24 protein-coding genes are annotated in these 22,472 nt (G+C 72.9%); 13 read left to right on the plus strand and 11 right to left on the minus strand.

Annotation, left to right across the window (positions count from 1 at the left end; genetic code table 11):
* Positions 1 to 144 precede the first annotated feature (144 nt).
* A complete protein-coding gene (locus ACIQR3_RS27750; protein ID WP_403543367.1) occupies positions 145 to 1,647 on the plus strand; it encodes an LVIVD repeat-containing protein in 1,503 nt (500 codons plus the stop codon).
* Here the strand turns inward: ACIQR3_RS27750 and ACIQR3_RS27755 are convergent.
* The 4 genes from ACIQR3_RS27755 to ACIQR3_RS27770 all read right to left on the minus strand — a co-directional run bounded on the left by ACIQR3_RS27755 (position 1,635) and on the right by ACIQR3_RS27770 (position 4,553).
* Positions 1,635 to 2,333 (minus strand): TetR/AcrR family transcriptional regulator, encoded by a 699-nt coding sequence (locus ACIQR3_RS27755; RefSeq protein WP_403543368.1) that lies wholly within the window; start codon positions 2,331 to 2,333, stop codon positions 1,635 to 1,637. The genes ACIQR3_RS27750 and ACIQR3_RS27755 overlap by 13 nt on opposite strands.
* Before the next feature lie 151 nt (positions 2,334 to 2,484).
* Positions 2,485 to 3,174 (minus strand): HAD family hydrolase, encoded by a 690-nt coding sequence (locus ACIQR3_RS27760; RefSeq protein WP_403543369.1) that lies wholly within the window; start codon positions 3,172 to 3,174, stop codon positions 2,485 to 2,487.
* 9 nt (positions 3,175 to 3,183) lie between these two features.
* Positions 3,184 to 3,918, minus strand: coding sequence for a phosphatase PAP2 family protein (locus ACIQR3_RS27765; RefSeq protein ID WP_403543370.1), 735 nt, complete (start codon positions 3,916 to 3,918; stop codon positions 3,184 to 3,186).
* A gap of 89 nt (positions 3,919 to 4,007) precedes the next feature.
* Positions 4,008 to 4,553, minus strand: a complete 546-nt coding sequence (locus ACIQR3_RS27770; RefSeq protein ID WP_403543371.1) for a DUF5134 domain-containing protein — start codon at positions 4,551 to 4,553, stop codon at positions 4,008 to 4,010.
* Between the two features lie 163 nt (positions 4,554 to 4,716).
* Between ACIQR3_RS27770 and ACIQR3_RS27775 the strand changes: the two genes are divergently transcribed.
* Both ACIQR3_RS27775 and ACIQR3_RS27780 read left to right on the plus strand, forming a co-directional pair.
* On the plus strand, positions 4,717 to 6,405 hold the full coding sequence (locus tag ACIQR3_RS27775; RefSeq protein ID WP_403543372.1) for an FUSC family protein: 1,689 nt from the start codon (positions 4,717 to 4,719) through the stop codon (positions 6,403 to 6,405).
* Positions 6,402 to 7,064, plus strand: coding sequence for a MarR family winged helix-turn-helix transcriptional regulator (locus ACIQR3_RS27780; protein WP_403543373.1), 663 nt, complete (start codon positions 6,402 to 6,404; stop codon positions 7,062 to 7,064). Before ACIQR3_RS27775 ends, ACIQR3_RS27780 begins: the two co-directional genes overlap by 4 nt.
* A gap of 28 nt (positions 7,065 to 7,092) precedes the next feature.
* On the opposite strand, the gene ACIQR3_RS27785 is transcribed toward ACIQR3_RS27780, so the two are convergent.
* Positions 7,093 to 7,878, minus strand: a complete 786-nt coding sequence (locus tag ACIQR3_RS27785) for a VOC family protein (protein ID WP_403543406.1) — start codon at positions 7,876 to 7,878, stop codon at positions 7,093 to 7,095.
* Between the two features lie 155 nt (positions 7,879 to 8,033).
* Positions 8,034 to 8,426 (minus strand): VOC family protein, encoded by a 393-nt coding sequence (locus ACIQR3_RS27790; RefSeq protein ID WP_215171665.1) that lies wholly within the window; start codon positions 8,424 to 8,426, stop codon positions 8,034 to 8,036.
* Positions 8,427 to 8,523: 97 nt separating this feature from the next.
* Here ACIQR3_RS27790 and ACIQR3_RS27795 point away from each other — a divergent pair, with 97 nt between their 5' ends.
* Positions 8,524 to 9,072, plus strand: a complete 549-nt coding sequence (locus ACIQR3_RS27795) for a GNAT family N-acetyltransferase (RefSeq protein WP_403543374.1) — start codon at positions 8,524 to 8,526, stop codon at positions 9,070 to 9,072.
* 4 nt (positions 9,073 to 9,076) lie between these two features.
* Here ACIQR3_RS27795 and ACIQR3_RS27800 read toward each other — a convergent pair whose 3' ends face one another.
* Complete coding sequence (locus ACIQR3_RS27800; RefSeq protein ID WP_403543375.1) at positions 9,077 to 9,760, minus strand: glycerophosphodiester phosphodiesterase; 684 nt, start codon at positions 9,758 to 9,760, stop codon at positions 9,077 to 9,079.
* Between the two features lie 209 nt (positions 9,761 to 9,969).
* On the opposite strand from ACIQR3_RS27800, the gene ACIQR3_RS27805 reads away from it, so the two are divergent.
* The 4 genes from ACIQR3_RS27805 to ACIQR3_RS27820 all read left to right on the plus strand — a co-directional run bounded on the left by ACIQR3_RS27805 (position 9,970) and on the right by ACIQR3_RS27820 (position 13,920).
* Positions 9,970 to 11,367 (plus strand): DUF6421 family protein, encoded by a 1,398-nt coding sequence (locus ACIQR3_RS27805; protein ID WP_403543376.1) that lies wholly within the window; start codon positions 9,970 to 9,972, stop codon positions 11,365 to 11,367.
* A 50-nt stretch (positions 11,368 to 11,417) separates the two neighbouring features.
* Positions 11,418 to 12,173 carry an SDR family NAD(P)-dependent oxidoreductase gene (locus tag ACIQR3_RS27810; RefSeq protein WP_403543407.1) on the plus strand — a complete coding sequence of 252 codons (756 nt, stop codon included), beginning with the start codon at positions 11,418 to 11,420 and terminating at the stop codon, positions 12,171 to 12,173.
* Positions 12,170 to 13,240, plus strand: coding sequence for a threonine aldolase family protein (locus ACIQR3_RS27815; protein ID WP_403543377.1), 1,071 nt, complete (start codon positions 12,170 to 12,172; stop codon positions 13,238 to 13,240). Before ACIQR3_RS27810 ends, ACIQR3_RS27815 begins: the two co-directional genes overlap by 4 nt.
* 86 nt (positions 13,241 to 13,326) lie before the next feature.
* Positions 13,327 to 13,920: a transglutaminase domain-containing protein gene (locus ACIQR3_RS27820; protein ID WP_403543378.1), complete on the plus strand. Its 594-nt coding sequence runs from the start codon at positions 13,327 to 13,329 to the stop codon at positions 13,918 to 13,920.
* 10 nt (positions 13,921 to 13,930) lie between these two features.
* Here the strand turns inward: ACIQR3_RS27820 and ACIQR3_RS27825 are convergent, their stop codons facing one another.
* A complete protein-coding gene (locus tag ACIQR3_RS27825) occupies positions 13,931 to 14,659 on the minus strand; it encodes a lysophospholipid acyltransferase family protein (protein WP_403543379.1) in 729 nt (242 codons plus the stop codon).
* Between the two features lie 233 nt (positions 14,660 to 14,892).
* Here ACIQR3_RS27825 and ACIQR3_RS27830 point away from each other — a divergent pair, with 233 nt between their 5' ends.
* The 4 genes from ACIQR3_RS27830 (at position 14,893) to ACIQR3_RS27845 (ending at position 17,898) form a co-directional block, all read left to right on the plus strand.
* A complete protein-coding gene (locus tag ACIQR3_RS27830; RefSeq protein WP_403543380.1) occupies positions 14,893 to 15,225 on the plus strand; it encodes a TlpA family protein disulfide reductase in 333 nt (110 codons plus the stop codon).
* A gap of 135 nt (positions 15,226 to 15,360) precedes the next feature.
* Complete coding sequence (locus ACIQR3_RS27835; RefSeq protein ID WP_403543381.1) at positions 15,361 to 15,870, plus strand: flavin reductase family protein; 510 nt, start codon at positions 15,361 to 15,363, stop codon at positions 15,868 to 15,870.
* Positions 15,871 to 16,089: 219 nt separating this feature from the next.
* Positions 16,090 to 16,878, plus strand: coding sequence for an electron transfer flavoprotein subunit beta/FixA family protein (locus ACIQR3_RS27840; protein WP_403543382.1), 789 nt, complete (start codon positions 16,090 to 16,092; stop codon positions 16,876 to 16,878).
* A 57-nt stretch (positions 16,879 to 16,935) separates the two neighbouring features.
* Positions 16,936 to 17,898, plus strand: a complete 963-nt coding sequence (locus ACIQR3_RS27845) for an electron transfer flavoprotein subunit alpha/FixB family protein (RefSeq protein ID WP_403543383.1) — start codon at positions 16,936 to 16,938, stop codon at positions 17,896 to 17,898.
* Between the two features lie 71 nt (positions 17,899 to 17,969).
* On the opposite strand, the gene ACIQR3_RS27850 is transcribed toward ACIQR3_RS27845, so the two are convergent.
* Entirely contained in the window at positions 17,970 to 18,869 is a 900-nt protein-coding gene (locus tag ACIQR3_RS27850; protein ID WP_403543384.1) for an endonuclease/exonuclease/phosphatase family protein, read from the minus strand.
* Positions 18,870 to 19,076: 207 nt separating this feature from the next.
* Here ACIQR3_RS27850 and ACIQR3_RS27855 point away from each other — a divergent pair, with 207 nt between their 5' ends.
* A complete protein-coding gene (locus ACIQR3_RS27855) occupies positions 19,077 to 20,378 on the plus strand; it encodes a DUF6986 family protein (protein WP_403543385.1) in 1,302 nt (433 codons plus the stop codon).
* A gap of 4 nt (positions 20,379 to 20,382) precedes the next feature.
* On the opposite strand, the gene ACIQR3_RS27860 is transcribed toward ACIQR3_RS27855, so the two are convergent.
* Both ACIQR3_RS27860 and ACIQR3_RS27865 read right to left on the minus strand, forming a co-directional pair.
* Positions 20,383 to 21,144, minus strand: coding sequence for a ZIP family metal transporter (locus tag ACIQR3_RS27860; protein ID WP_403543386.1), 762 nt, complete (start codon positions 21,142 to 21,144; stop codon positions 20,383 to 20,385).
* A gap of 106 nt (positions 21,145 to 21,250) precedes the next feature.
* The gene (locus tag ACIQR3_RS27865; RefSeq protein ID WP_403543408.1) at positions 21,251 to 22,291 is read right to left on the minus strand and encodes a LacI family DNA-binding transcriptional regulator; all 1,041 of its coding nucleotides are present in this window, start codon (positions 22,289 to 22,291) and stop codon (positions 21,251 to 21,253) included.
* Positions 22,292 to 22,472 lie beyond the last annotated feature (181 nt).

Raw genomic sequence — 22,472 nt, forward strand, 5'->3', positions numbered from 1 at the left:
CTGACCGTCCTAGCACGCTTCCGCACACCGCTGATCGGAAAACTTCATTACGAGTCTGTTGCCCCCTGTTGGTATGAGCATGTCGAAGACGATACTGCGGGATGGACGCACCGTTCGAACGCGAACGGAACCAGGGAGGAAGCAGTGATCCTGTCGAACGACCCGAGAACACGGCGCAGACGCCTGGGAGTTGCCACGGCTGCCGCCGGACTGCTGGCCGCGCTGCTCACCGCCTCGCCAGCGGCGGCGACCCCCGACCCCGGGGACGGTCCGGCCGCGTCGAAGGAGGTGTCCAAGAGCGCGCGGGCCGAGGCGACCGAGGCGATCGCGAGCGGCGAGATACCCGCCCAGGACGAGATCGTCCACTCGGACAACATCGAGCACCTCGTCAACATCCCCAAGGACGTGCTGCCGGGCACCAACTCGGACCTGGCCTTCCAGGGCAAGTACGCCTTCGCCGGCAACTACGACGGCTTCCGCGTCTTCGACATCAGCAACCCGAAGAAGCCGAAGACCGTCTCCCAGGTGCTCTGCCCCGGCTCGCAGAACGACATCTCCGTCTCCGGTGACCTGCTGTTCCTGTCGACCGACTCCTCGCGCAGCGACGACAGTTGCAACAGCACCACCCAGCCGGTGACCGAGAAGTCCTCCTGGGAGGGCATGAAGGTCTTCGACATCAGCGACGTGCGCAACCCGAAGTACGTCGCCGCCGTCGAGACCGCCTGCGGCTCGCACACCCACACGATCGTGCCCGAGCGCCGCAACGTCTACATCTATGTCTCCTCGTACTCGCCGAGCGCGTCGTACCCCGACTGCCAGCCGCCGCACGACGGCATCTCGGTCATCAAGGTGCCGCGCAGCGCCCCCGAGAAGGCGGCGGTCGTCGGCTTCCCGGTGCTGTTCCCCGGTGAGGGCCCCGACGGCGGCGGCAACCCGGGCGCGCCCACCAACCCCGGCGTCTCCAAGACCACCGGCTGCCACGACATCACCGTGCTGCCCTCCAAGGACCTGGCGGCGGGCGCCTGCATGGGCGACGGCATCCTGTTCTCCATCAAGGACCCGGAGCACCCGAAGGTCATCGACCGCGTCCAGGACAACGTCAACTTCGCGTTCTGGCACTCGGCGACCTTCAACCAGACCGCGAAGAAGGTCGTCTTCACCGACGAGCTGGGCGGCGGCGGCGCGGCCACCTGCAACGCGGAGATCGGCCCGAACCGCGGCGCCGACGGCATCTACGACATCGTCGGCAAGGGCGAGAAGAGCAAGCTCGTCTTCCGCAGCTACTTCAAGATCCCGCGTCACCAGGCCGACACGGAGAACTGCGTGGCCCACAACGGCTCGCTGATCCCGGTCAAGGGCAAGGACCTGATGGTCCAGGCGTGGTACCAGGGCGGCGTCTCCGTCTGGGACTTCACCGACTCCTCGAAGCCGAAGGAGATCGCCTGGTTCGAGCGCGGCCCGCTGTCCACCGACACGATGGTCACCGGCGGCTCCTGGTCGGCGTACTACTACAACGGCTACATCTACTCGAACGACATCGCCAAGGGCTTCGACGTGCTCAAGCTCAGCGACCGGCGCACGGACGCGGCCAAGCGCGTCCGCCTGGACGAGCTGAACGTCCAGACGCAGCCGGACTACTTCGACTGACCCTCCGGCCGGTCCTCGGGGGCCGGCGCGGTGGCGAAGAAGCGCGACAGGTCCGTGTCCGTGTCCGTGTCGCGTCTCCCGCCGGACGCCTTGGTGTCCGGCGGGACACCCATGTCCCACTCCAGCCGGTAGCGCGCGAAGAGTTCGGCGCGCAGCACCGGCACCGGCATCGGCGCCCCCGGCATCAGCGCGGCGTAGACGGCGCCCATGAGCAGGGCCCGCAGCAGTGGGTAGTCCCGGTCCACATCGGACGAGCCGTGCCGGGCGACGGTGTCCCGCAGCAGTTCGGCCAGCCGCCGCTGCTCCGGGCACGGCACGAACCCCTCGGCGTGCAGCAGGCCCGCCATGTGCTGGCGCATCAGCACCGGCCGGTCCCGGGCCAGGCCCAGGACCGCGTCGATGGCCCGCGCCATCCGCTCCCGTCCGTCACCGGAGCAGGGCTCCCGCTCCAGCGCCTCCTCCAGCGTGCGGTGCATCAGCCGGTGCACGGCGGACTGCACGAGCCGGCGCTTGCCGGGGAAGTAGTACGAGATCAGTCCCCGCGCCGCCCCCGCCCGGTCGGCGATGTCGCCCAAGGTGGTGGCGTCGTAACCGTGTTCGCCGACCAGCTCCACCGCCGCCTGGAGCAACCGCTCCTGCGAGCGCCGGCGTAACTCTTCGTTGACCGAGGCGCTCCGCGGGGACATGCTGTAACTCCTGCGTTGACTGGCTGCCGGCCAACTATACTCAGCGCTACCGGACCCGCGCCGCCACGGGCGCGTCCGGCCACCGCCACCTTGGGCGACGCGGGGGATCGTCCAAGGTCGGCGGTGGGTGTCGAGAGGCCCGGGCGGCCCGTCAGGGAACGAGGTCGAGCACCGGCCGCAGTCCGTCGGGCCGTTCGCGCACCGGCAGGTGGTCGACGAAGTGCACCCCGCAGCCGAGGGCCGCCGCGCCGCCGTCCGCGCGGCGGTCGTCGCCGACCATCAGGGTGCGCGCGGGGTCGGCGCCCAGGGCCGCGCAGGCCGTGGCGAACAGGGCGGGGTCCGGTTTGCGGAGGCCGTGTTCGTAGGACAGCACGTAGGTGTCCACGTAAGGGTCCAGCCCGTGCGCGCGGAAGACCGGGCGCGGGTCCCAGCCGATGTTGCTGACCACGCCGACCGGGATCCCGCGCTCCCGCAGGGTGCGCAGCACCTCGGCGGCGTCGGGGTAGGGACGCCACGCGGCCGGCGTCATGTGCCGCTCGTACAGCGCCTCGTGCAGCGCGGGGTCGGGCAGCGGTACCCGGCGGGACAGCCCCGTGTACGCCGCGCGGTGCAGTTCCGGCGTCTCGTCCCGGGTCTCCCACACGGTGGCCAGCTCGTCCGGCACCCGTGCGGGCGGCGCCCCGCCCGGCAGCGCGCCCGCCTCCTCCAGCGCCCGCGCGGTGCGCGTCACCTCCGCCTCGGGCAGGTGGATCCGGGCCTCGGCGAGCACCGCGCGCAGCCACGCCTCACAGGACTCGACGCGGAAGAGGGTGCCGGAGAAGTCGAAGAGCACCGCTGTCATGCCGGGATCCTACGAGGCGGGGGACTCCCGGGGCGAGGGGGCGGTCCGGCCCGCTGCCGGCCCGGGCCGCCGGCGACGGTGGACCGACACCGCCAGACACACCGTCAGGGCGCCCATGAGCCAGCCGGCGACGACGTCCGTGGTCCAGTGGACGCCCAGCCAGACCCGGGTCAGGCCGACGCCGGCCACCGAGACCACGGCCACGGCCGTCGCGGCCAGGCGCGCGGCGCGGGCGGCGGCGTAGTGGTGCAGCAGCCACAGCAGCAGGCCGCACACCACGGTGGCGGTCATGGCGTGGCCCGACGGGAAGGCCGCGTAGTGGGCGCTGTCCACGGGGTCGGGCCAGACCGGACGCGCCCGGCCCACCGAGGCCTTCAGCACCTGCTGCACCAGCGCGGCCAGCACGCACGTCGCCGCCAGCCACAGCGCCGTCCACCAGGCGTCCTGCCGCAGACCCAGCCACAGCACGGCCACCGCGCACAGCAGGCGCATCGTCCACGGGTCCCAGACCCAGTCGGTCAGGACGCGGAAGGTCTGCGTGACACCGGTCTCCTCGACCGCCCAGCGGTGCGTGGTGCGGGAGACGGCGGTGTCCAGGTCGATCAGCGGGCGCCACTCGGCGGCGACCAGGACGAGCAGCAGCGCCGAGCACACCGCCAAGACCCAGGCGGCGCGGGCGGCGGTACCGAGCGCGGTGCGGGGCCGCGGTGGACGGGGCGGGGAGTTCAGGTGCGGCGTCTGCATGGTGAGATCCTCGCCGAACCGGAGGCCGGGGGGCCAATTCCGGTGCTCGCGGCCCCAGGAGGGCCGCCCGCCGTACCCGCGGCGCGCGTTCAGAGCATGGCCAGCATCGCCAGCATCGCGATCCCCATCGACAGCCGGCACGCGCGGGCCAGCTCCGGCCGGTCGCCCCACCCGCCGCCCGCGGCGCCGGCCACCGCGGGCACCGGCACCAGACGGACCCCGGCCAGCAGGACGTACCCGGCGAAGTAGAGCAGCAGGGCGCCGGTGAGCAGGGGTACGCCGGAACCGCCGTGGCCGTGACCGTGCCCGGGGGAGGCGGCCATCACCAGCGACATGTAGACCATCGCCCCGGCGCCGACCAGGTGGTGGAGGTGGTGGCGGCCGCTCCGGGCGGCCCACAGGGCGCGCAGCCCGGCCGCGCCGAACACCGCCGCGTAGACCGGCCAGGCCCACGCCGGCTGGGTGACCACGGCCGCCGGCACGGCCATGGCGGCCATGCCGAACCCCATCAGCGCCTCGCCGCCCGCGGCGCGGCGCTGCTCCTCGACATCGCTGCGCATCCGCAGCAGGCAGTAGGCGCCGGTCGCCGCGCACAGCGCGACCAGCAGCCAGCCGGAGGACACCGGTCCGTGCACGCGCCCCTCCCTCGCTCGCCTGTCGGTCAAGGGATGCCCGGAGCGCGCGGCGCGCACGCGAGCGCAAGGAGGCATCGGAGGGGCATTCACGGGAGCGCGGCACGGGAGGGGGCTGAGCCCGGACGTAATCTTTTACAGGTAAAACACCTGCTAAAGTATGTGTATGAGCAGTGCGACCCCCACCTCCGGCCCCACCCGCACCCGCCGCCTCCCCCTGGCCGCCGCGCTGCGTCCGCGCCGCCCCTCCGACATCTGGTTCAAGCCCGCGCTCAGCGTCGTCGCCTCGCTCGCCCCGCCCAACCTCACCCTGCTGGCGCTCGGCCGGCTCGACCTGGCCATGTACACGATGGCCGGGTCCATGTGCGCGCTGTACGCCCACAACCGCCCCTACGCCGCCCGCGCCCGCGCCCTGGTGTGGGTGATCCTCGGCATGGTCGGCGGCCTCGCCGTCGCCCTGGTCACCGCGTCGCTCACCGACGACGCCGTCGTGCTGGTGGCCGTCGGCGCCCTGCTGGCCGCCGCGCAGAAGACGCTGTGCGACGCCACCCGCGTCGGCCCGCCGGGCAACGTCGTCCTCACCTTCATCAGCTCCGCCGCCCTGTTCGTCCCGCAGACCCTCGGCCAGGTCCCCGGCCACCTCGGCCTCGCCCTCGCCGCGGGCGCCTGGGCCTGGATCGTCGGCATGGCCCCCGGCCTGGTCCGCCCGCACGGTCCGGAGCGCCGCGCCACCGCGGCGGCCCTGCACGCCGCCGCCGCGTACGCCGACACCCGCGGCACCGGCGACGGCCACGCCGGGGCCCGCGCAGCCGGGTACGCCGCCGTCCAGGCCGCCTGGCAGGCCCTGCTCGCCGTACCGGCGTCCGGTGCCCGCGCGGCCACCCGCCGCGCCCTGGAACGCCTCGTCGTCCGCGCCGAGGTCGCGCTCGCCGCGCCCGCCGACACCGACCCGGAACGGCTGCGCGGCTGGGCCCGCGACCTGCGCGGCACCGGCCGCGTCCCGCGCACCGGGGACAGCGCCGCCGACACCGAGGAACTGCTCGGCGTCGAGGCCGAACTGACCGCCGGCCCCCGCTCCCTGTGGCACCGGGCCGGCTCGCTCGCCCCCCTCGCGGCGCGCACCGCGCTCGGCTGCGCCCTGGCGGGCTGGGCCTCCCTCGCGATCGGCGTCGGCCGCCCCTACTGGGCCCTGGTCACGGCCGCGGCGCTCTACCAGGCGAACCTGACCCTCACCTGGAGCCGGACCGTCCAGCGCGTCGTCGGCAACCTCGCCGGGGTGCTGCTGTTCGCCGTCGTCGCCCCGGTCGCCCACCTCCACCAGGCGTTCCTCGTGGTGTTCTGCCTCGCCTGCGCCTTCGGCGCGGAGGCGTTCATCAGCCGCAACTACTGGCTCGGCACCGTCTGCGTCACCCCCATGGCGCTGCTCATCAGCGAGTTCGCCCGCTACCAGGACCCCGGAGAACTGATCACCGAACGCGTACTGGACACCGTGGTCGGCGCCGTGGTCGGTCTCCTGGCCGCGGTGGCCGTCACCAACCGGCGCGCGGCCTCCCGGGTCGAGGAAGCCGTGACCGCCGCCGACCGCGCCCGCGAGCACGCCGCCCGGCTGCTGGCCGCACCCCGCCCGGACCCCGCCGCCCTGGAGACCGCCCGGCGCGCCCTGGCCGCCGCCCTGACCGACCTGCGGGCCACCGCCGACGCCGCCGCCGGAGAGTGGTGGCAGCGGGCCCTGCCCCAGGAGAGGGTCGTGCTCGCCGAGCAGGCCGGACACCGTACCCTCGCCGCTACGGTGCGCCGCCGGACGGCCGGCGCGGACCAGGACTCGGGCACGACAACGGAGGACGCGAAGCCATGACGGCAACCGACCGGCCCTCGGCGACCAAGGACGGCACGACCGGGCCGGCGAAGACCGACTCGACCGGGGCGGGGGCGGGCGACGTGACCGGCGTGACTGGTTCGAAGGCGGGCGACGTGACGGGGCCGGGGACGAGTGGGGTGACCGGGCCGGCGCAGGGCGACACCGTCGCCGGCGTCGTCCGGCAGTGGCAGGCCGTCCACCCCGACCTGGACACCGGCCCGATGGAGATCATCGGCCGCATCAACCGCTGCGCCGCCCTCCTCCAGCAGGCGGAGGACGCGCCGCTGCGCCGGGCCGGTCTCACCCGGCCCGAGTTCGACCTCCTCGGCGCGCTGCGCCGCACGGGACACGAGCTGACCCCCGGGGAACTGGCCCGCGAGACCTTCTCCTCCGGCGCCGCCGTCACCAAGCGCCTCAAGCAGCTCTCCGAGCGCGGCCTGGTGGAACGCCGCGGCGACACCCGGGACCGCCGGGTCGCCCACGTCCGCCTCACCGACGCCGGGCGCGACACGGTGGACGGCATCCTCCCCGAGCAGCTCGCCTACGAGACCGCCGCCCTGTCCGGCCTGGGCACCCCCGAGCGCGGCACGCTGGCCGGACTGCTCGGCGAACTCCTCGTCCAGCTGGAAGGACGCCTCGGCGCACCGCGGGCCTGACCCCGGGACCACCGGGTCCGGCGGCACGTCAGCCCCGGCCGCCGCCCGCCCCGTACACCCCGAACATCGCCCCCTGCGGATCCCGCAGCACCGCGATGCGCGGGCCGTCGGGCGGCGAAGTGGGCAGCATCAGGACGGTGCCGTGCCCGCCGGTGACGTCGGCGGCGGCACGGTCGACGTCCGCCACGGCGAAGTACGGCAGCCAGTGCGCGGGCACCTCGTGCGGGAACTTGTCGTCCATGGTCACCAGCGAGCCGAACTCCGTGCCGCCGACGCTCCACCGCGCCGAGCCGCCCGAGGCGCTGGAGGTGCCCGAGCCGCCCCGCCGCCAGCCGAGGACCGCCGCGTAGAAGTCCGCGGCCCGCTCCGGCGCCCGGGTGAGCAGTTCCGCCCAGCCCAGCGAACCGGGCACTCCCGGTGGGGCGACGCCCGCGAAGGCACCGGCCTGCCACAGCTGGAAGACCGCGCCGCCCGGGTCCACCGCCACCACCAGACGGCCCGCGTCGGTCACGTCCACCGGGCCGGACAGGACCGCGCCACCGGACGCCGTCACCCGCCGCGCGGCGGCGTCCGCGTCGGCCACGGCGAAGGCCACGTCCCAGCCGACCGGCTGCTCCGGCCGGTACAGCGGGGCCAGCCCGGCGACCGGCGTGCCCGCGAGGCGCGCCAGCGTGTAGCCGCCGGTCGCCCGGCCCGGCACCGTCTCGGGCCGCCAGCCGAACAGCCCCGCGTAGAACCGCCGGGCGGCCCCGACGTCACTGGTCCCCAGCTCGGCCCAGCAGGGCCCGCCGGGCACGGGCGCGTCCGTCTCGATCGCATCGGGCATGGCGTGGGGCGTCCCTTCCGCGGCGGCCGGCGTCCCCCTCCAGCACGCTAAGCCCGACCGCCCGCCCGTACCATCCGGAACGTCCGCGCCCCGCCCGCGCGGACCATCCGGAACGTCCCGGCGCCCCGCCCGCCCGGACCGTCTCAGATACCCGGCCGGTAACGCAGCGGATGGTCGCCGGGGATCTCCACCAGGACGATCCGCGTCCCGTCCGGGTCCTCGATCCACATCTCCACCAGGCCCCACGGCTCGCGCACCGGCTCCCGCACGATCGGCACGCCCTTGGCCCGCAGCTCGTCGCGGGCCGCCGCCGCGTCCGCCACCTGCATCCAGATCCGCAGCCCCGGCGCGGCCGGGGCCTCGGCCCGGCCGGAGACCTCCAGGAAGCCGCCGCCGAGGAAGTAGACGGTGCCGCGTTCCGGACCGGTGCCGAACTCCCGGTGGACGGCGAGGCCGAGCCGCTCGCCGTAGAAGGCGCGGGAGCGGTCCGGGTCGACGGGGCGGAGCAGGATACGGCTGCTGAGTACATGCACCATGCGTCCGGAGCCTAACGGCAGCGTTACGCTCGACGCTGCCCGCGCCGCGCCGCGCCGCATCGCAAGCACCGCACCGCACCCGAGGGAGACGTGCTCCATGGACACCGCCGACGCCCCCGTCACCGACCTGACCTTCCGCGCCGCCACCGCCGCCGACGTCGACGCGCTCGTCGCGCTGATCGAGTCGGCGTACCGGGGCGACAGCAGCCGGGCCGGGTGGACCACCGAGGCGGACCTCCTCGAAGGGCAGCGGACGGATCCCGAGGGCGTGCGGGAGGTCATCGAGGCGCCCGGGGGCACGCTGCTGACGGTCGAGCGGGACGGGCGGATCGTCGCCTGCTGCCAGCTGGAGCGCCGGGACGGGCACGCCTACTTCGGGATGTTCGCCGTCCGCCCCGGCCTCCAGGGCGCCGGCCTCGGCAAGGCGGTCCTCGCGGAGGCGGAGCGGCGGGCCCGTGCGGACTGGGGCGTGACCGAGATGCACATGACGGTGATAACGGCGCGCGAGGACCTCATCGCCTGGTACGAGCGGCGCGGCTACCGCCGTACGGGCCGCACCAGCCCGTTCCCGTACGGCGACGAGCGCTTCGGCATACCGCGGCGCGCGGACCTCGCCTTCGAGCTGCTGGTCAAGGAACTGTCCTGAGGGTTCAGGCGGTGAAGCGGCCGGTGCGCTTGATCTCCGGGTAGTCGGTCGTCACGCCGTCCAGGGCGAAGGCCCGCGCCAGGCGCAGGTGCTCCTGGGTGTTGACCACCCAGCCGATGATCCTCAGCTCCGCCTCGCGGGCCAGTTCCACGGTCTCCAGGGTGAGCCGGCGGATGTTGAGGCAGACGGTCGCGGCACCGGCCTCGACGGCGCGTTCCACGATGTCGGTGCCGTACCGGCTGGCGATGAGAGCCGTGCGTACGTCCGGCAGCAGCCGGCCCGTCTCGGCGACCGCCTCGTCGTGGAACGAGGACACCTCCACCCGCCCGGCCAGCCCCCGCTCGCCGATCACCTCGGCCAGGGCCCGGGCCGCCGCCACGTCCTTGATCTCCGCCTGCAACGGCAGCGACACGGCGTCCAGCACCTCCTCGAACACCGGGACGCGCTCCCCGCGCCCGGCGTCGAGCGTGCGCAGCTCGGCGAGGGTCTTCCCGGCGATCGGACCGGTGCCGTCGGTCGTGCGGTCCACGTCCGTGTCGTGCATGACGACGAGGGCGCCGTCCTTGCTCAGGTGCAGATCCAGTTCGATCACGTCGAGCCCCGCCTGCTCGGCGGCGACGAAGGACCGCAGGGTGTTCTCGGGCTCGACGCCCATGACGCCGCGGTGGCCGATGGTGACAAAGTTCAAGACGCGACTCGCTTCCGTCGGACGTCGGACGGTGACAGGACCCGCAGCCTAACCGCCCGGCGGGGAGCACCCCCTCCCCGGTGACCCACAGGAAAAAGTGCGGTGAAGCCGGGGGTGCGGCAGGATAATTTCCCGAGGTTCCCCTTGATGAGGGAAACCTTGTATGCATACGGTGTCCTTACGCGAGGTTCTCCCGTGGAGGATGGAACATGACGGAAATTCTTGTGCAGGCGGGTACGGAGGAGCGGCTTCCTCCGGCGGACAGGGTGGTGGAGCACCCGGCGTGGCCCGTGCTCAAGGATGCCGTGGAGCGCATCCGCCCCTGGCAGTCCAAGGACGGGTCGATCGACTTCACCGCCGAGGGCGCCCCCGGGCGCGGCGCCGCCGAGGACGCCGTACGCCGGGTCGCCGAGGCCGTACGGGAGCTGTCGCCGCTGCTGCCGCACGACCGCGCCTACCACGAGGCCCTGGTGAAGGACCTCGGACGGTGGGCCGAGGGCGGCTTCCAGGTGCCCGACTTCCTGGACTCGCTGCTGGCCTTCCAGCCCGCCGCGCACCGCGCCGACGGCCTCCAGCACCTGGTCGTCTTCCCGATGTACACGCAGAACGGCAACCCGGACCGCAACCTCGAAGCGGTCGTGCTGCGCATGGTCTGGCCCCACTGGCTGGCCGAGCTGGAGCGCACCCGCTACGACAACCCGCTGTTCTGCGGCATCACCTTCGAGGACTTCACCTCGGGCTACGACACCAACTCCGCCGTCCTCTTCCCGGAGACCATCGCCGTGCGCGAGGCCCCCGAGCGCTTCACCTGGGGCGGCATCTTCTGCGACCGCGAGGCCGCCCGCTTCCGCCGCGTCACCGCCGCCGCCGTCGACGTGCTGGGCCTGGAACTGCCCGAGGACGTCGCCGCGATGGTCCACGACCAGCAGCGCTGCCAGGAGGCGTTCGTGCTCTGGGACATGGTCCACGACCGCACCCACAGCCACGGCGACCTGCCCTTCGACCCGTTCATGATCAAGCAGCGCCAGCCGTTCTGGATGTACGGCCTGGAGGAGCTGCGCTGCGACCTCACCGCCTTCAAGGAGGCCGTGAAGCTCGCGGGCGAAGGCGTACCGCAGGCCCGGGACGTACAGGTCGCGGTCCTCTTCGACCGCATGTTCCGCTTCCCGGTCACCGGTGAACGCGTCCGCAACTACGACGGGCTCGGCGGCCAGCTCCTCTTCGCCTACCTGCACAAGCACGACGTCGTCCGCTGGACCGACAACCGCCTCTCCATCGACTGGGAGCGCGCCCCCCAGGTCACCAACCAGCTGTGCGCGGAGATCGAGACCCTCTACCGCGACGGCATCGACCGCCCCAAACTCGTCCACTGGTTCGCCGGCTACGAGCTGGTCTCCACCTACCTCGCCCCGCACCCGGGCTCCAAGTGGGCCAAGGGACCCGACGCCCTCGACCTGACCCTGCCGCCGCGCAAACTCGTGGACGACGTGCTTCCGGACGAGTTTCCGCTGAGCATGTTCTACGAGGCCCTGTCCAAGAAACTCAAGAACGTGATCGCGTCGACCCGGGGCATCCGTGCGGACGGCGCGGAGCGGGCCGCCGCGTGAGCGACGGCACCGGCACCGGCAACGGGAACAAGGCTCGGGAGGCGAGGACCATGGGGTCCAAGGGCAACGGGACGCTCGACGGCGCGGTGATCGCGGTGGCCGGCGCGGGCGGTCCCGCGGGACGGGCCGTGCTGCTGCGGGTCGCCGAGGCCGGGGCGACGGTCGTCGGCTCGGACAACGACCCGGAGAAGCTGGCGGAGGCGGTGGACGCGGCGCGCTACGCGCACGGCGGCGCCACCGTCACCGGCGAGACCGTCGACCTGCTCGACCTGGACGCCGCCCGCGCCTGGGCCGACGGGATCGAGAAGGAGTACGGCCGCGTCGACGGCTTGGTCCACCTGGTGGGCGGCTGGCGCGGCAGCCAGACCTTCACCAAGACGGACCTCGGCGACTGGGACCTGCTGGAGAAGCTCCTCGTCCGCACCGTCCAGCACACCTCCCTCGCCTTCCACGAGGGCCTCCAGCGCAGCGACCGCGGCCGGTACGTCCTGATCAGCGCGGCCGGCGCGTCGAAGCCGACCGCGGGCAACGCCGCGTACTCCGCCGCCAAGGCCGCCGCCGAGGCGTGGACGCTCGCCATGGCCGACTACTTCCGCAAGGCGGGGGGCGAGCAGGGGCCGACGTCGGCGGCTGCGATCCTGGTGGTGAAGGCGTTGGTGCACGACGCGATGCGCGCCGAGCGCCCGAACGCGAAGTTCGCGGGCTTCACGGACGTCAAGGACCTGGCCGAGGCGGTCGCCGGAGTCTGGGAGAAGCCCGCCGCGGAAGTGAACGGAAACCGTCTGTGGCTGACCGAGAAGCCGTGAACCCCCCGAAGACCGACGCGCGTCGCCATCACGACCCCGAGGAACGCGGTTTCGCCAGTGACAACTACGCCGGGGCCCACCCGGAGGTGCTCGCCGCCCTGGCCCTGGCCAACGGCGGCCACCAGGTCGCGTACGGCGAGGACGCGTACACGGAGAACCTCCAACGGCTGATCCGCGGGCACTTCGGGCCCACGGCCGAGGCGTTCCCGGTCTTCAACGGCACCGGCGCCAACGTCGTCGCGCTCCAGGCGGTCACCGACCGCTGGGGCGCGGTCATCTGCGCCGAGAGCGCGCACATCAACGTCGACGAGGGCGGCGCCCCGGAACGCATGGGAGGCCTCAAGCTGCTCACCGTCCCCACCCCCGACGGCAAGCTCACCCCCGAGCTGATCGACCGTCAGGCGTACGGCTGGGACGACGAGCACCGGGCCATGCCCCAGGTCGTCTCGATCACCCAGAGCACCGAACTCGGCACCCTCTACACACCCGACGAGATCCGCGCGATCTGCGACCACGCCCACGCGCACGGCATGACCGTGCACCTGGACGGCTCCCGGATCGCCAACGCCGCCGCCTCCCTCGACGTCCCCATGCGGACCTTCACCAACGCGGTCGGCGTCGACATCCTCTCGCTGGGCGGCACCAAGAACGGCGCCCTGTTCGGCGAGGCGGTGGTCGTCGTCAACCAGGACGCCGTGCGCCACATGCCGCACCTGCGCAAGCTGTCCATGCAGCTCGCCTCCAAGATGCGCTTCGTCTCCGTGCAGTTGGAGGCGCTGCTCGCCAAGGACCTGTGGCTGCGCAACGCCCGGCACTCCAACGAGATGGCCCAGCGCCTGGCCGAGGGCGTGCGCGCCGTGCACGGCGTGGAGATCCTCCACCCGGTGCAGGCCAACGCCGTCTTCGCCCGGCTGCCGCACGACGTGAGTGAACGCCTGCAGAAGCGGTTTCGCTTCTACTTCTGGGACGAGGCGGCCGGCGACGTCCGCTGGATGTGCGCCTTCGACACCACCGAGGACGACGTGGACGCGTTCGTGGCGGCGCTCAAGGAGGAGATGGCCCGGTAGCGCGGCAGACGGACAGTGATGCATAGGTATGCGGTCACCCGGAAAACTATTGACCTGGGGTGATCGCTTTCCTATGCTCTGCGGGCATGGAGCTGATCCAGGAAACCCCCGACCTGTCCGCCTATCTCGCCGCCGACGAGGTGATCGACCACGAGCACCCGTTGGTCCGCGAGACGGCCGCGCGCCTCGCCCAGGACGCGGAGGACTCGTATGCGTATGCGCGACTCGCGTTCGAGTTCGTCCGGGACGCCGTGCCGCACTCGCAGGACTCGGGCGACCTGCGCGTCACCTGGCGGGCCTCCGACGTCCTGGAGCGGCGCACCGGCATCTGCCACGCCAAGGCCCACGCCCTGGCCGCGCTGCTGCGGGCCGAGGACATCCCCACCGCGCTCTGCTACCAGCGGCTGCTGCACGACGACGGAGCCGGTCACGTCGTGCACGGACTGGTCGCCGTACGGTTCAACGGCGCCTGGCACCGGCAGGACCCGCGCGGGAACAAGCCCGGCGTCGACGCCCGGTTCTCCCTGGCCGGGGAACGGCTGGCCTTCACCCCGGACACCGCCGCCGGCGAGGCGGACCACCCGCTGCTCCACGCCGCACCGCACCCGGCCGTACTGCACGCCCTGCGCACCGCCACCGACCGGCCGCACCTGTGGCGCATCCTGCCGACCGCCCTGTAGCGGCCCGGGGTCAGTGCGCCTCGGCCGCGCGGACCTGCTCCGGCGTCGGGGCGGTGCCGCCCAGGTGGGCCGGCATCCACCAGGTGTCCTCCGGGCCCTTCGGCCGCACCGGGTAGGCGCGCTGAGCGGCCTCCAGCAGCTCGTGCACGCGCCCGCGCAGACGGCGCGTGATCGCGCCCGCGTACTGCTCGCGCGGGGCCTCCATCGCCTCGCCGACCCGGATGGTGATCGGGGTGTGGCTGCGCTTGAAGTTGCGCGGGTGGCCCTTGGTCCACAGCCGCTGGGTGCCCCACAGCGCCATTGGCACCAGCGGGACGCCCGCCTCCTGCGCCAGCCGCGCGGCACCCGACTTGAAGCTCTTGAGCGTGAACGACTCGGAGATCGTCGCCTCCGGGAAGACCCCGACGATCTCACCGGACCGCAGCGAGTCCAGCGCGTGCGCGTACGCCGTCTCGCCCTGCTTGCGGTCGACCGGGATGTGCTTCATCGAGCGCATCAGCGGGCCGGAGATCCGGTGCCGGAAGACCGACTCCTTCGCCATGAAGCGCACGAGCCGCTTCTGCGGCAGCGCCGCCAGGCCGTCGAAGATGAAGTCCAGGTAGCTGATGTGGTTGCTCACCAGCACGGCGCCGCCCGAGCGCGGGATGTTCTCCGAACCCTGGCAGTCGATCTTGAGGTCCCACACCTTGAACAGGGTGCGGGCGAGACCGATGGCCGGACGGTAGACGAGTTCTGCCATGGGCGGCGCGGACCCTTCCTTCTTCGCCTGGGAAGGGGACTCCCAGAAGAAACTTACGCAGCCGTAGGTTTACGGCTTGTCGCAGATCGTGCCCGAAGAACGACCGGTGTACCAGCCCTGGTGCCCGGAGAGGGCGAGATTCTCGTCACGTCCCCCTCGTGCGGCGGCCGGGCGGGAATCTTTCACCGTTCCGTGGGCGCTGCACGGGCGGGGGACCGGAGCGAGACGGGAGCGTGCGTGTGGGCGGGCGGGACGAGGGTGAGCGGTTGGGCGCGGCCGAGCTGGGCGCGGAACTGGGGGAGCGGGCCACGCTCGTCCAGTTCTCCAGTGCCTTCTGCGCCCCTTGCCGGGCCACCCGCCGGGTGCTCCACGAGGTCGCCGGGCTGGTCCCGGGGGTCGCGCACGTCGAGATCGACGCCGAGGCCCGCCTGGAGCTGGTCCGCGCCCTGGACATCGTCGGCACGCCGACCGTGCTGGTCCTGGACGCCGAGGGCCGCGTGGTGCGGCGGGCCGCCGGGCAGCCCCGCAAGGCGGACGTCATCGCCGCGCTCGGGGAGGCCGTGTGACGGCACCTCCCCGGCGGCACGGGTTCCGCATTCCGGAACACCCGCTTGACGGTGCGCGGCACCTGTCGTCAGCCTGACACTTGAGCCTCCGGCCATCCCTTCCCCGGCCGGGGCGCGGCGCAGAAGGACTCACGCATGACGGTCACACCCGACCTGGCCCGCCTCCGATCCGACACCCCCGCCCTGCTGCGGTCCGTCTTCCGGCGGCACGCGGCGGGCGTCGCCGTGATCACCGCGTGCGGTGACGCGGGTCCCGTCGGCTTCACCGCCACCTCCCTCACCTCGGTCTCCGCCGAGCCGCCGCTGGTCTCCTTCGGCGTCGGCACGGGTTCCTCCAGCTGGCCGGTGATCGCCGAGGCCGGACACGTCGGCGTGCACCTACTCGGCGAGCACCAACAGGACCTGGCCGCCACCTTCGCCCGCAGCGGCGCCGACCGCTTCGGACCGGCCACCGCCTGGCGCACGGGCCCGGAGGGGGTGCCCGTCCTGGACGGCGTCCTCGCCTGGCTGGTCTGCCGTGTCGCCGCCCGCGTCCCCGCGGGCGACCACCGCATCGTGCTCGCCGAGGTGCTGCTCGGCGACCCCACCGGCGACGGCCGGCCCCTCGTGTACCACCAGGGGCGTTTCGACGGCCTGCGCGGCTGACCAGCGCGGGGGTGCCTGCGCGGAGCCGTCGGACTCCGGTTACGCTGCGTTGCGAAGGTCACAGTTCAAAGCGCTTGCTCAGCGGGAACGAACTGAGTGTACTGACGAGTAATATTTCGACCGGAGCGCAGGTCGCCCCGGCCGGGATCGGCCGCTTGGGGCGCCTATGCTGCCTGCAAGAGGCAGCAACGGAAATGTCGACGCAGTAGGAGAGCCGGCGTGAGCTTGAGGATCGTTGTCACTGTGAAGTACGTGCCCGACGCCACCGGCGACCGGCACTTCGCCGATGACCTGACCGTCGACCGGGACGACGTGGACGGTCTGCTCTCCGAGCTGGACGAGTACGCGGTCGAGCAGGCGCTCCAGATCTCGGAGAACTCCGACGACGACGTGGAGATCACCGTCCTGACGGTGGGCCCCGAGGACGCCAAGGACGCGCTGCGCAAGGCGCTGTCCATGGGCGCGGACAAGGCGATCCACGTCGAGGACGACGACCTGCACGGCACCGACGCCATCGGCACCTCCCTGGTGCTGGCCAAGGCGATCGAGAAGGCCGGGTACGACCTGGTCATCTCCGGTATGGCCTCCACCGACGGCACCATGGGCGTCGTTCCCGCGCTGCTCGCCGAGCGCCTGGGCGTGCCGCAGGTCACCCTGCTGTCCGAGGTCTCCGTCGAGGACGGCAAGGTGACCGGCCGCCGCGACGGCGACGCCGCCTCCGAGCAGCTGGAGGCCTCCCTCCCGGCGGTCGTGTCGGTGACCGACCAATCGGGCGAGGCCCGTTACCCGTCCTTCAAGGGCATCATGGCGGCCAAGAAGAAGCCGGTTCAGTCCTGGGACCTGTCCGACCTCGACATCGACGAGGACGAGGTCGGCCTGGAGAACGCCTACACGGTCGTGGAGTCGGCCACGGAGCGTCCGGCGCGCACCGCGGGCACGATCGTCAAGGACGAGGGCGAGGGCGGCAAGCAGCTCGCCGAGTTCCTCGCGGGCCAGAAGTTCATCTGAGCCCCCGCGTTCCGCTGACCGCCCATCGTCTTTCGCAAGCAGGAGAGAAGAAGTCCCATGGCTGAAGTTCTCGTCTACGTCGACCACGTGGACGGCGCCGTCCGCAAGCCGACCCTGGAGCTGCTCACCCTGGCCCGCAGGGTCGGCGAGCCCGTCGCCGTCGCCCTCGGCAACGGCGCCGCCGACACCGCCGCCGCCCTCGCCGAGCACGGCGCGGTGAAGGTCCTCACCCACGACGCCGCCGAGTACGCCGACTACCTGGTCGTGCCGAAGGTCGACGCCCTCCAGGCCGCCGTCGAGGCCGTCTCCCCGGCCGCCGTGCTGGTGCCGTCCTCCGCGGAGGGCAAGGAGATCGCCGCCCGCCTCGCGCTGCGCATCGGGTCGGGCATCATCACCGACGCCGTCGACCTGGAGGCCGGCGACGAGGGTCCGGTGGCGACCCAGTCGGTGTTCGCCGCCGCGTACTCCACCAAGTCCCGCGTCTCCAAGGGCACCCCGGTCATCACGGTCAAGCCCAACAGCGCCGCCGTCGAGGCCGCCCCGGCCGCCGGCGCCGTCGAGGCCCTGTCGGTGACCTTCTCCGCCGCCGCCACCGGCACCAAGGTCACCGCGCGCACGCCGCGCGAGTCGACCGGCCGCCCGGAGCTGACCGAGGCCGCGATCGTGGTCTCCGGCGGCCGTGGCGTCAACGGCGCGGAGAACTTCGCGATCATCGAGGCGCTCGCCGACTCCCTCGGCGCGGCCGTCGGCGCCTCGCGTGCCGCGGTCGACGCGGGCTGGTACCCGCACACCAACCAGGTCGGCCAGACCGGCAAGTCCGTCTCCCCGCAGCTGTACATCGCCTCCGGCATCTCCGGCGCGATCCAGCACCGCGCGGGCATGCAGACCTCGAAGACCATCGTCGCGGTCAACAAGGACGCCGAGGCCCCGATCTTCGACCTGGTCGACTACGGCGTCGTCGGCGACCTGTTCGACGTCGTCCCGCAGCTCACCGAGGAGATCAAGGCCCGCAAGGGCTGAGCCTCCCCAGGAGCCCGTACCGAGGCCCCCGCGACCGTCACCGGTCGCGGGGGCCTCGGCCGTCCCCGTCCTCAGCCGAGCGTCAGCGACGCCTGCACCGGCAGGTGGTCGCTCGGGAACTGCCCGTCCCGGGAGTACGTGTTGATCGCGGCGCGGTGCACCGTGACGCCCGGGGTGGTCAGGATCCAGTCGATCCGGTCGCCGCCCGGAGCCAGCGGCCGGTACCCGTGGAACGTCGCGTACAGCGCGCTGCGCTCGGCCGCCACGTCCCAGGAGTCGACGAGACCGGCGCCCAGCATGGTGTCGTAGACCGGGTTGCCGTGCGCGGCCACGTTGAAGTCACCGGTCACCACCAGCGGCAGCGACGCGTCGAGGCCGCCGATCCGCTGGGCGATGAGCGCGGCGGCACGCGCGCGTGCGTTCTGGCTCGCGTTGTCCAGGTGGGTGTCGAGGAAGCAGAACTCCCGGCCGCCGTCGCGCAGATCGCGGAAGCGGACCCAGGTGACCATGCGGATGGAGCCGCCGCCCCAGGTGTTGGAGCCGATCACGTCCGGCGTGTCCGAGAGCCAGAAGTGGTCGTACTCCAGCGGGGCGAGCCGGCGGGTGTCGTAGTACACGGCCATGAACTCGTCGCGGCTGCCGCCCGCGCGGCCGGTGCCGATCCAGTCGTAGGACGCGCCGAGGTCGGCCTCGATGTCCCGGACCTGCTGGTAGAGGCCCTCCTGGGTGCCGATGACGTGCGGGCGCTCGTGGCGCAGCAGTGCGCGGGTCACGGGTCTGCGGGCGGCCCAGCTGTTGGGTTCGGCGGTGCTCGCGAAGCGCAGGTTGAACGACATGACCTCCAGGGGACCGGCATCGCGCTCGGGCGGCGCGGCGGCGGCGGGCGGGGTAGCGGCGAGCGGCAGGGCGGCGGCGCCGGCCAGGGCGGTCTTCAGGCTCAGGCGGCGGGTGAACCGGCCGGGGTTCGGCACGGGAGCTCCTTCCGAAGGGCTGCGCTGGTGGGCACGTCGACCGTGCCAGATGGACGTGAACATGCCGAGAGGGGCGGATGGACCGGTGGGCAAGAGGGTGTTGACCGGCGGGAAGATCGCCGGATAGCTTCACTCTACGGATTGTTGATTCCGTAAAGCGGAATTTCCGCTGGTGGGGTTCCGCGGCGGACATGAGGAGGGTGTGGCATGGGGCAGCTGGAGAAGGTGGCGACGAGCCTCGCGGGCGCCGTCGGCGAGGAGATCGGCGCCTCCCTCGCGCCGGTCGACGCGGAGCTGGCACGCCGCTACCCCGGGGACCCCGGGACGCGCCAGCCCGTCCACACCGTCTACGTCCCCGGTGACGCCTTCACCGCCGGCACCGTCCGCTCCTGGGGCGACCGGGCGCTGGCCGCGCTCGACGAACACGCCCCGGACGCCGCCTCCTTCGCGACCGTCCTCGGCCTGCCGGACCACCTCGCCGGACCGGTGTACACGCGGGTACGCGCCAAACTGGAGCGCGAGCCGGTGGAAGACCTCCGCGTCGACTTCGAGGACGGCTACCAGGGCGACGACGAGGACCAGGACGCCGCCCGCGCCGCCCGGCTGATCGCCGAGGCCCACCAGAACGGAACGGCAGCTCCGTACACGGGCATCCGCATGAAGTGCCTGGAGGCCGCCGTCCGCGACCGGGGCATCCGCACGCTGGACATCTTCCTCACCGGCCTGCTGGAGGCCGGCGGCCTGCCCGAGGGGCTGGTCCTGACCCTGCCCAAGGTGACGTACGCCGAGCAGGTCACCGCCATGGTGCGGCTCCTGACGGCGTTCGAGGAGACGCACGGCCTCACGCCGGGCCGGATCGGCTTCGAGATCCAGATCGAGACCAGCCAGGCGATCCTCGCCGCCGACGGCACCGCGACGGTCGCCCGCATGATCCGGGCCGCCGAGGGCCGCGCCACCGGCCTGCACTACGGCACCTTCGACTACAGCGCCTGTCTCGGCGTCTCCGCCGCCCACCAGGCCGGCGACCACCCGGCCGCCGACCACGCCAAGGCGGTCATGCAGGTCGCCGCCGCGGGCACCGGCGTACGGGTGTCCGACGGCTCCACCAACGTGCTGCCCGTCGGCCCCACCGCCCGGGTGCACGACGCCTGGCGCCTGCACTACGGGCTCAGCCGCCGTGCCCTGGCCCGCGCCTACTACCAGGGCTGGGACATGCACCCAGGCCACCTCCCGACCCGGTACGCGGCCGTCTTCGCCTTCTACCGGGAGGGCTTCGAACAGGCCGCCGACCGCCTCGCCCGCTACGTCGGCCGCAGCGGCGGCGACGTCATGGACGAGCCCGCCACCGCCAAGGCCCTCAGCGGCTATCTGCTGCGCGGCCTGGACTGCGGCGCCCTCGACACGGGCGAGGTCGCCCGCCTGACCGGGCTGACCCGCGCCGACCTGGAGGGACTCTCGGCCCCGAGGCGCGGCGACTTGCGCGCCCCCGGCCTCGCCGGCAGCAGGTGAGACGTCAGGTGTGGGAGAGGGCGAAGGAGACCAGGAAGCCGCTCACCGTGACCAGCCCGATGGCCAGGTGCGCGTCCTCGAACGCCTCGGGGATCATCGTGTCGGCGACCATCGCGAGGATCGCTCCTGCGGCCACCGCGGTCACCGCCGCGATCACCGCGGGGGAGAACCCGCCGACCACGGTGTAGCCGAGGACCGCCGACACGGTGCTCGCCGCGGCGATGGCACCCCACACCCCGAAGACGTACGCCTTGCCGCGGCCCTCCTTCTTCATCCCCGCCGAACTGGACAGGCCCTCGGGGACGTTGCTGATGAACACCGCCGCCACGGTCACCAGGCTCACGGCTCCGCCGTCGAGCAGGCTCACGCCGATGACCGCCGACTCCGGGACACCGTCGAGCAGCGCCCCGAAGGCCAGCGCCAGTCCCGAGCCGGGCTGCTGCTGCTCCGAGGGCTGCGCCTGGCTCCGCCGGTGACCGGAGCGTTTGCGGTGCCGGGCGCCGCGGCGGGCCAGCCACATGTTGCCCGCGGTGTAGGCCGCGGCACCGGCCAGGGTGCCGATCCCCGCGGGGGCCAGCCCCGCCTGCTCGTACGCCTCCCCGACCAGCTCGAAACTGACCGCCGACAACAGCACTCCGGCTCCGAAGGCCATCACCGTCGCGATCACCTTCTGCGGCACCCGCAGCCCGTATCCGACCACCGCGCCGAGCAGCAGCGCCGAACCCGCCACCAGACCCCACAGACCCGCCTGCACCACCTCTGTCATGGCCCGTGGGTACCCGCTGCCCGGACGCCTCACCAGGCGGCGGCGTCACAGTCGCCGGCCGGGGGACGACCGGCGGGCGGGCTCGGTGACGCGTGGACGTGCGCCGTCAGTCCGCCGGGGGCAGTTCGCCCGAGCCGCGCGCTATCAGCCGGGTCGGCAGTTCGATGCGTTCGGGGACGAGGAGACCTCCGTCCAACTGGCCGAAGAGGCGCTCCGCGGCGGTCCGGCCCAGGGCCGCCGCGTCCTGGGCGACCACGGTGAGCCCCGGCCGCAGCAGGTCGGCGAGTTCGATGTCGTCGAAGCCGACGAGGGCGACGCCGCGGGTGTGCTCGGCCAGGACCCGGATCACGGTGACCGTCACCCGGTTGTTGCCCGTGAAGATCGCGGTGACCGGATGCGGGTCCGCGAGCATCGCCTCGGCCGCCCGGCGCACCCGCTCCGGGTCGGTGACGCCCAGGGACATCCAGGAGTCCTTCACGGGTATGCCCGCGTCCTCCATCGCCGCCCGGTAGCCGCGCAGCCGCTCCGCGGCGGTGTGGATGCGGGGCATGTCGCCGATGAAGCCGATCCTGCGGTGGCCGTGCGCGATGAGATGGGCGACGCCGTCCCGGGCACCGCCGAAGTTGTCGCACAGCACCACGTCCGCGTCGACATGACCGGCCGGCCGGTCCACGAAGACCGTGGCGACCCCCGCCTTCAGCTCCGGCTCCAGATACCGGTGGTCGTCCCCGGCCGGGATCACCACCAGTCCGTCCACCCGCCGCGCGCACAGGGCCAGTACCAGCTCCTGCTCCCGCTCCGGGTCCTCCGCGCTGGACCCGTTGATGAGCAGGGCGCCGTGCGAGCGGGCCACCTCCTCCACGGCTCGGCTGAGCGGTCCGTAGAACGGGTCCGCGAGGTCCTCCAGCACCAGGCCGACGCTGGCCGTGCGGCCCTTGCGGAGCACCCGCGCGCTGTCGTTGCGCCGGAAGCCGAGCGCGTCGATGGCCTCCTGGACGCGGCGCTCGGTCTCCGGGGTCACCCCCGGCTCCCCGTTGACCACACGGGAGACGGTCTTCAGGCCGACACCGGCGCGGGCGGCGACGTCCTTCATGGTCGGACGGTTGCCGTAACGGTTCCCGCTGCTGCGGGGCGCGGGGCGGGCCATGTCGGGCACGATGGGGGATCCTGTCCTGTCGTCCACGGGAAGCGACGGCTCCTGTCGTCCACGGGGGCGGTGCGCCCATGGGGTTGTATGAGGATGTGGCGTCGAGCATAGAGCCTGGACAACGTTGTCAGATCGGGTGGACACTGTCCATCGCGGAGAGCGCGACGCGCTCGTGTTGTCG

It is taken from the genome of Streptomyces sp. NPDC090994 (assembly GCF_044768905.1).
Taxonomy (GTDB): Bacteria; Actinomycetota; Actinomycetes; order Streptomycetales; family Streptomycetaceae; genus Streptomyces.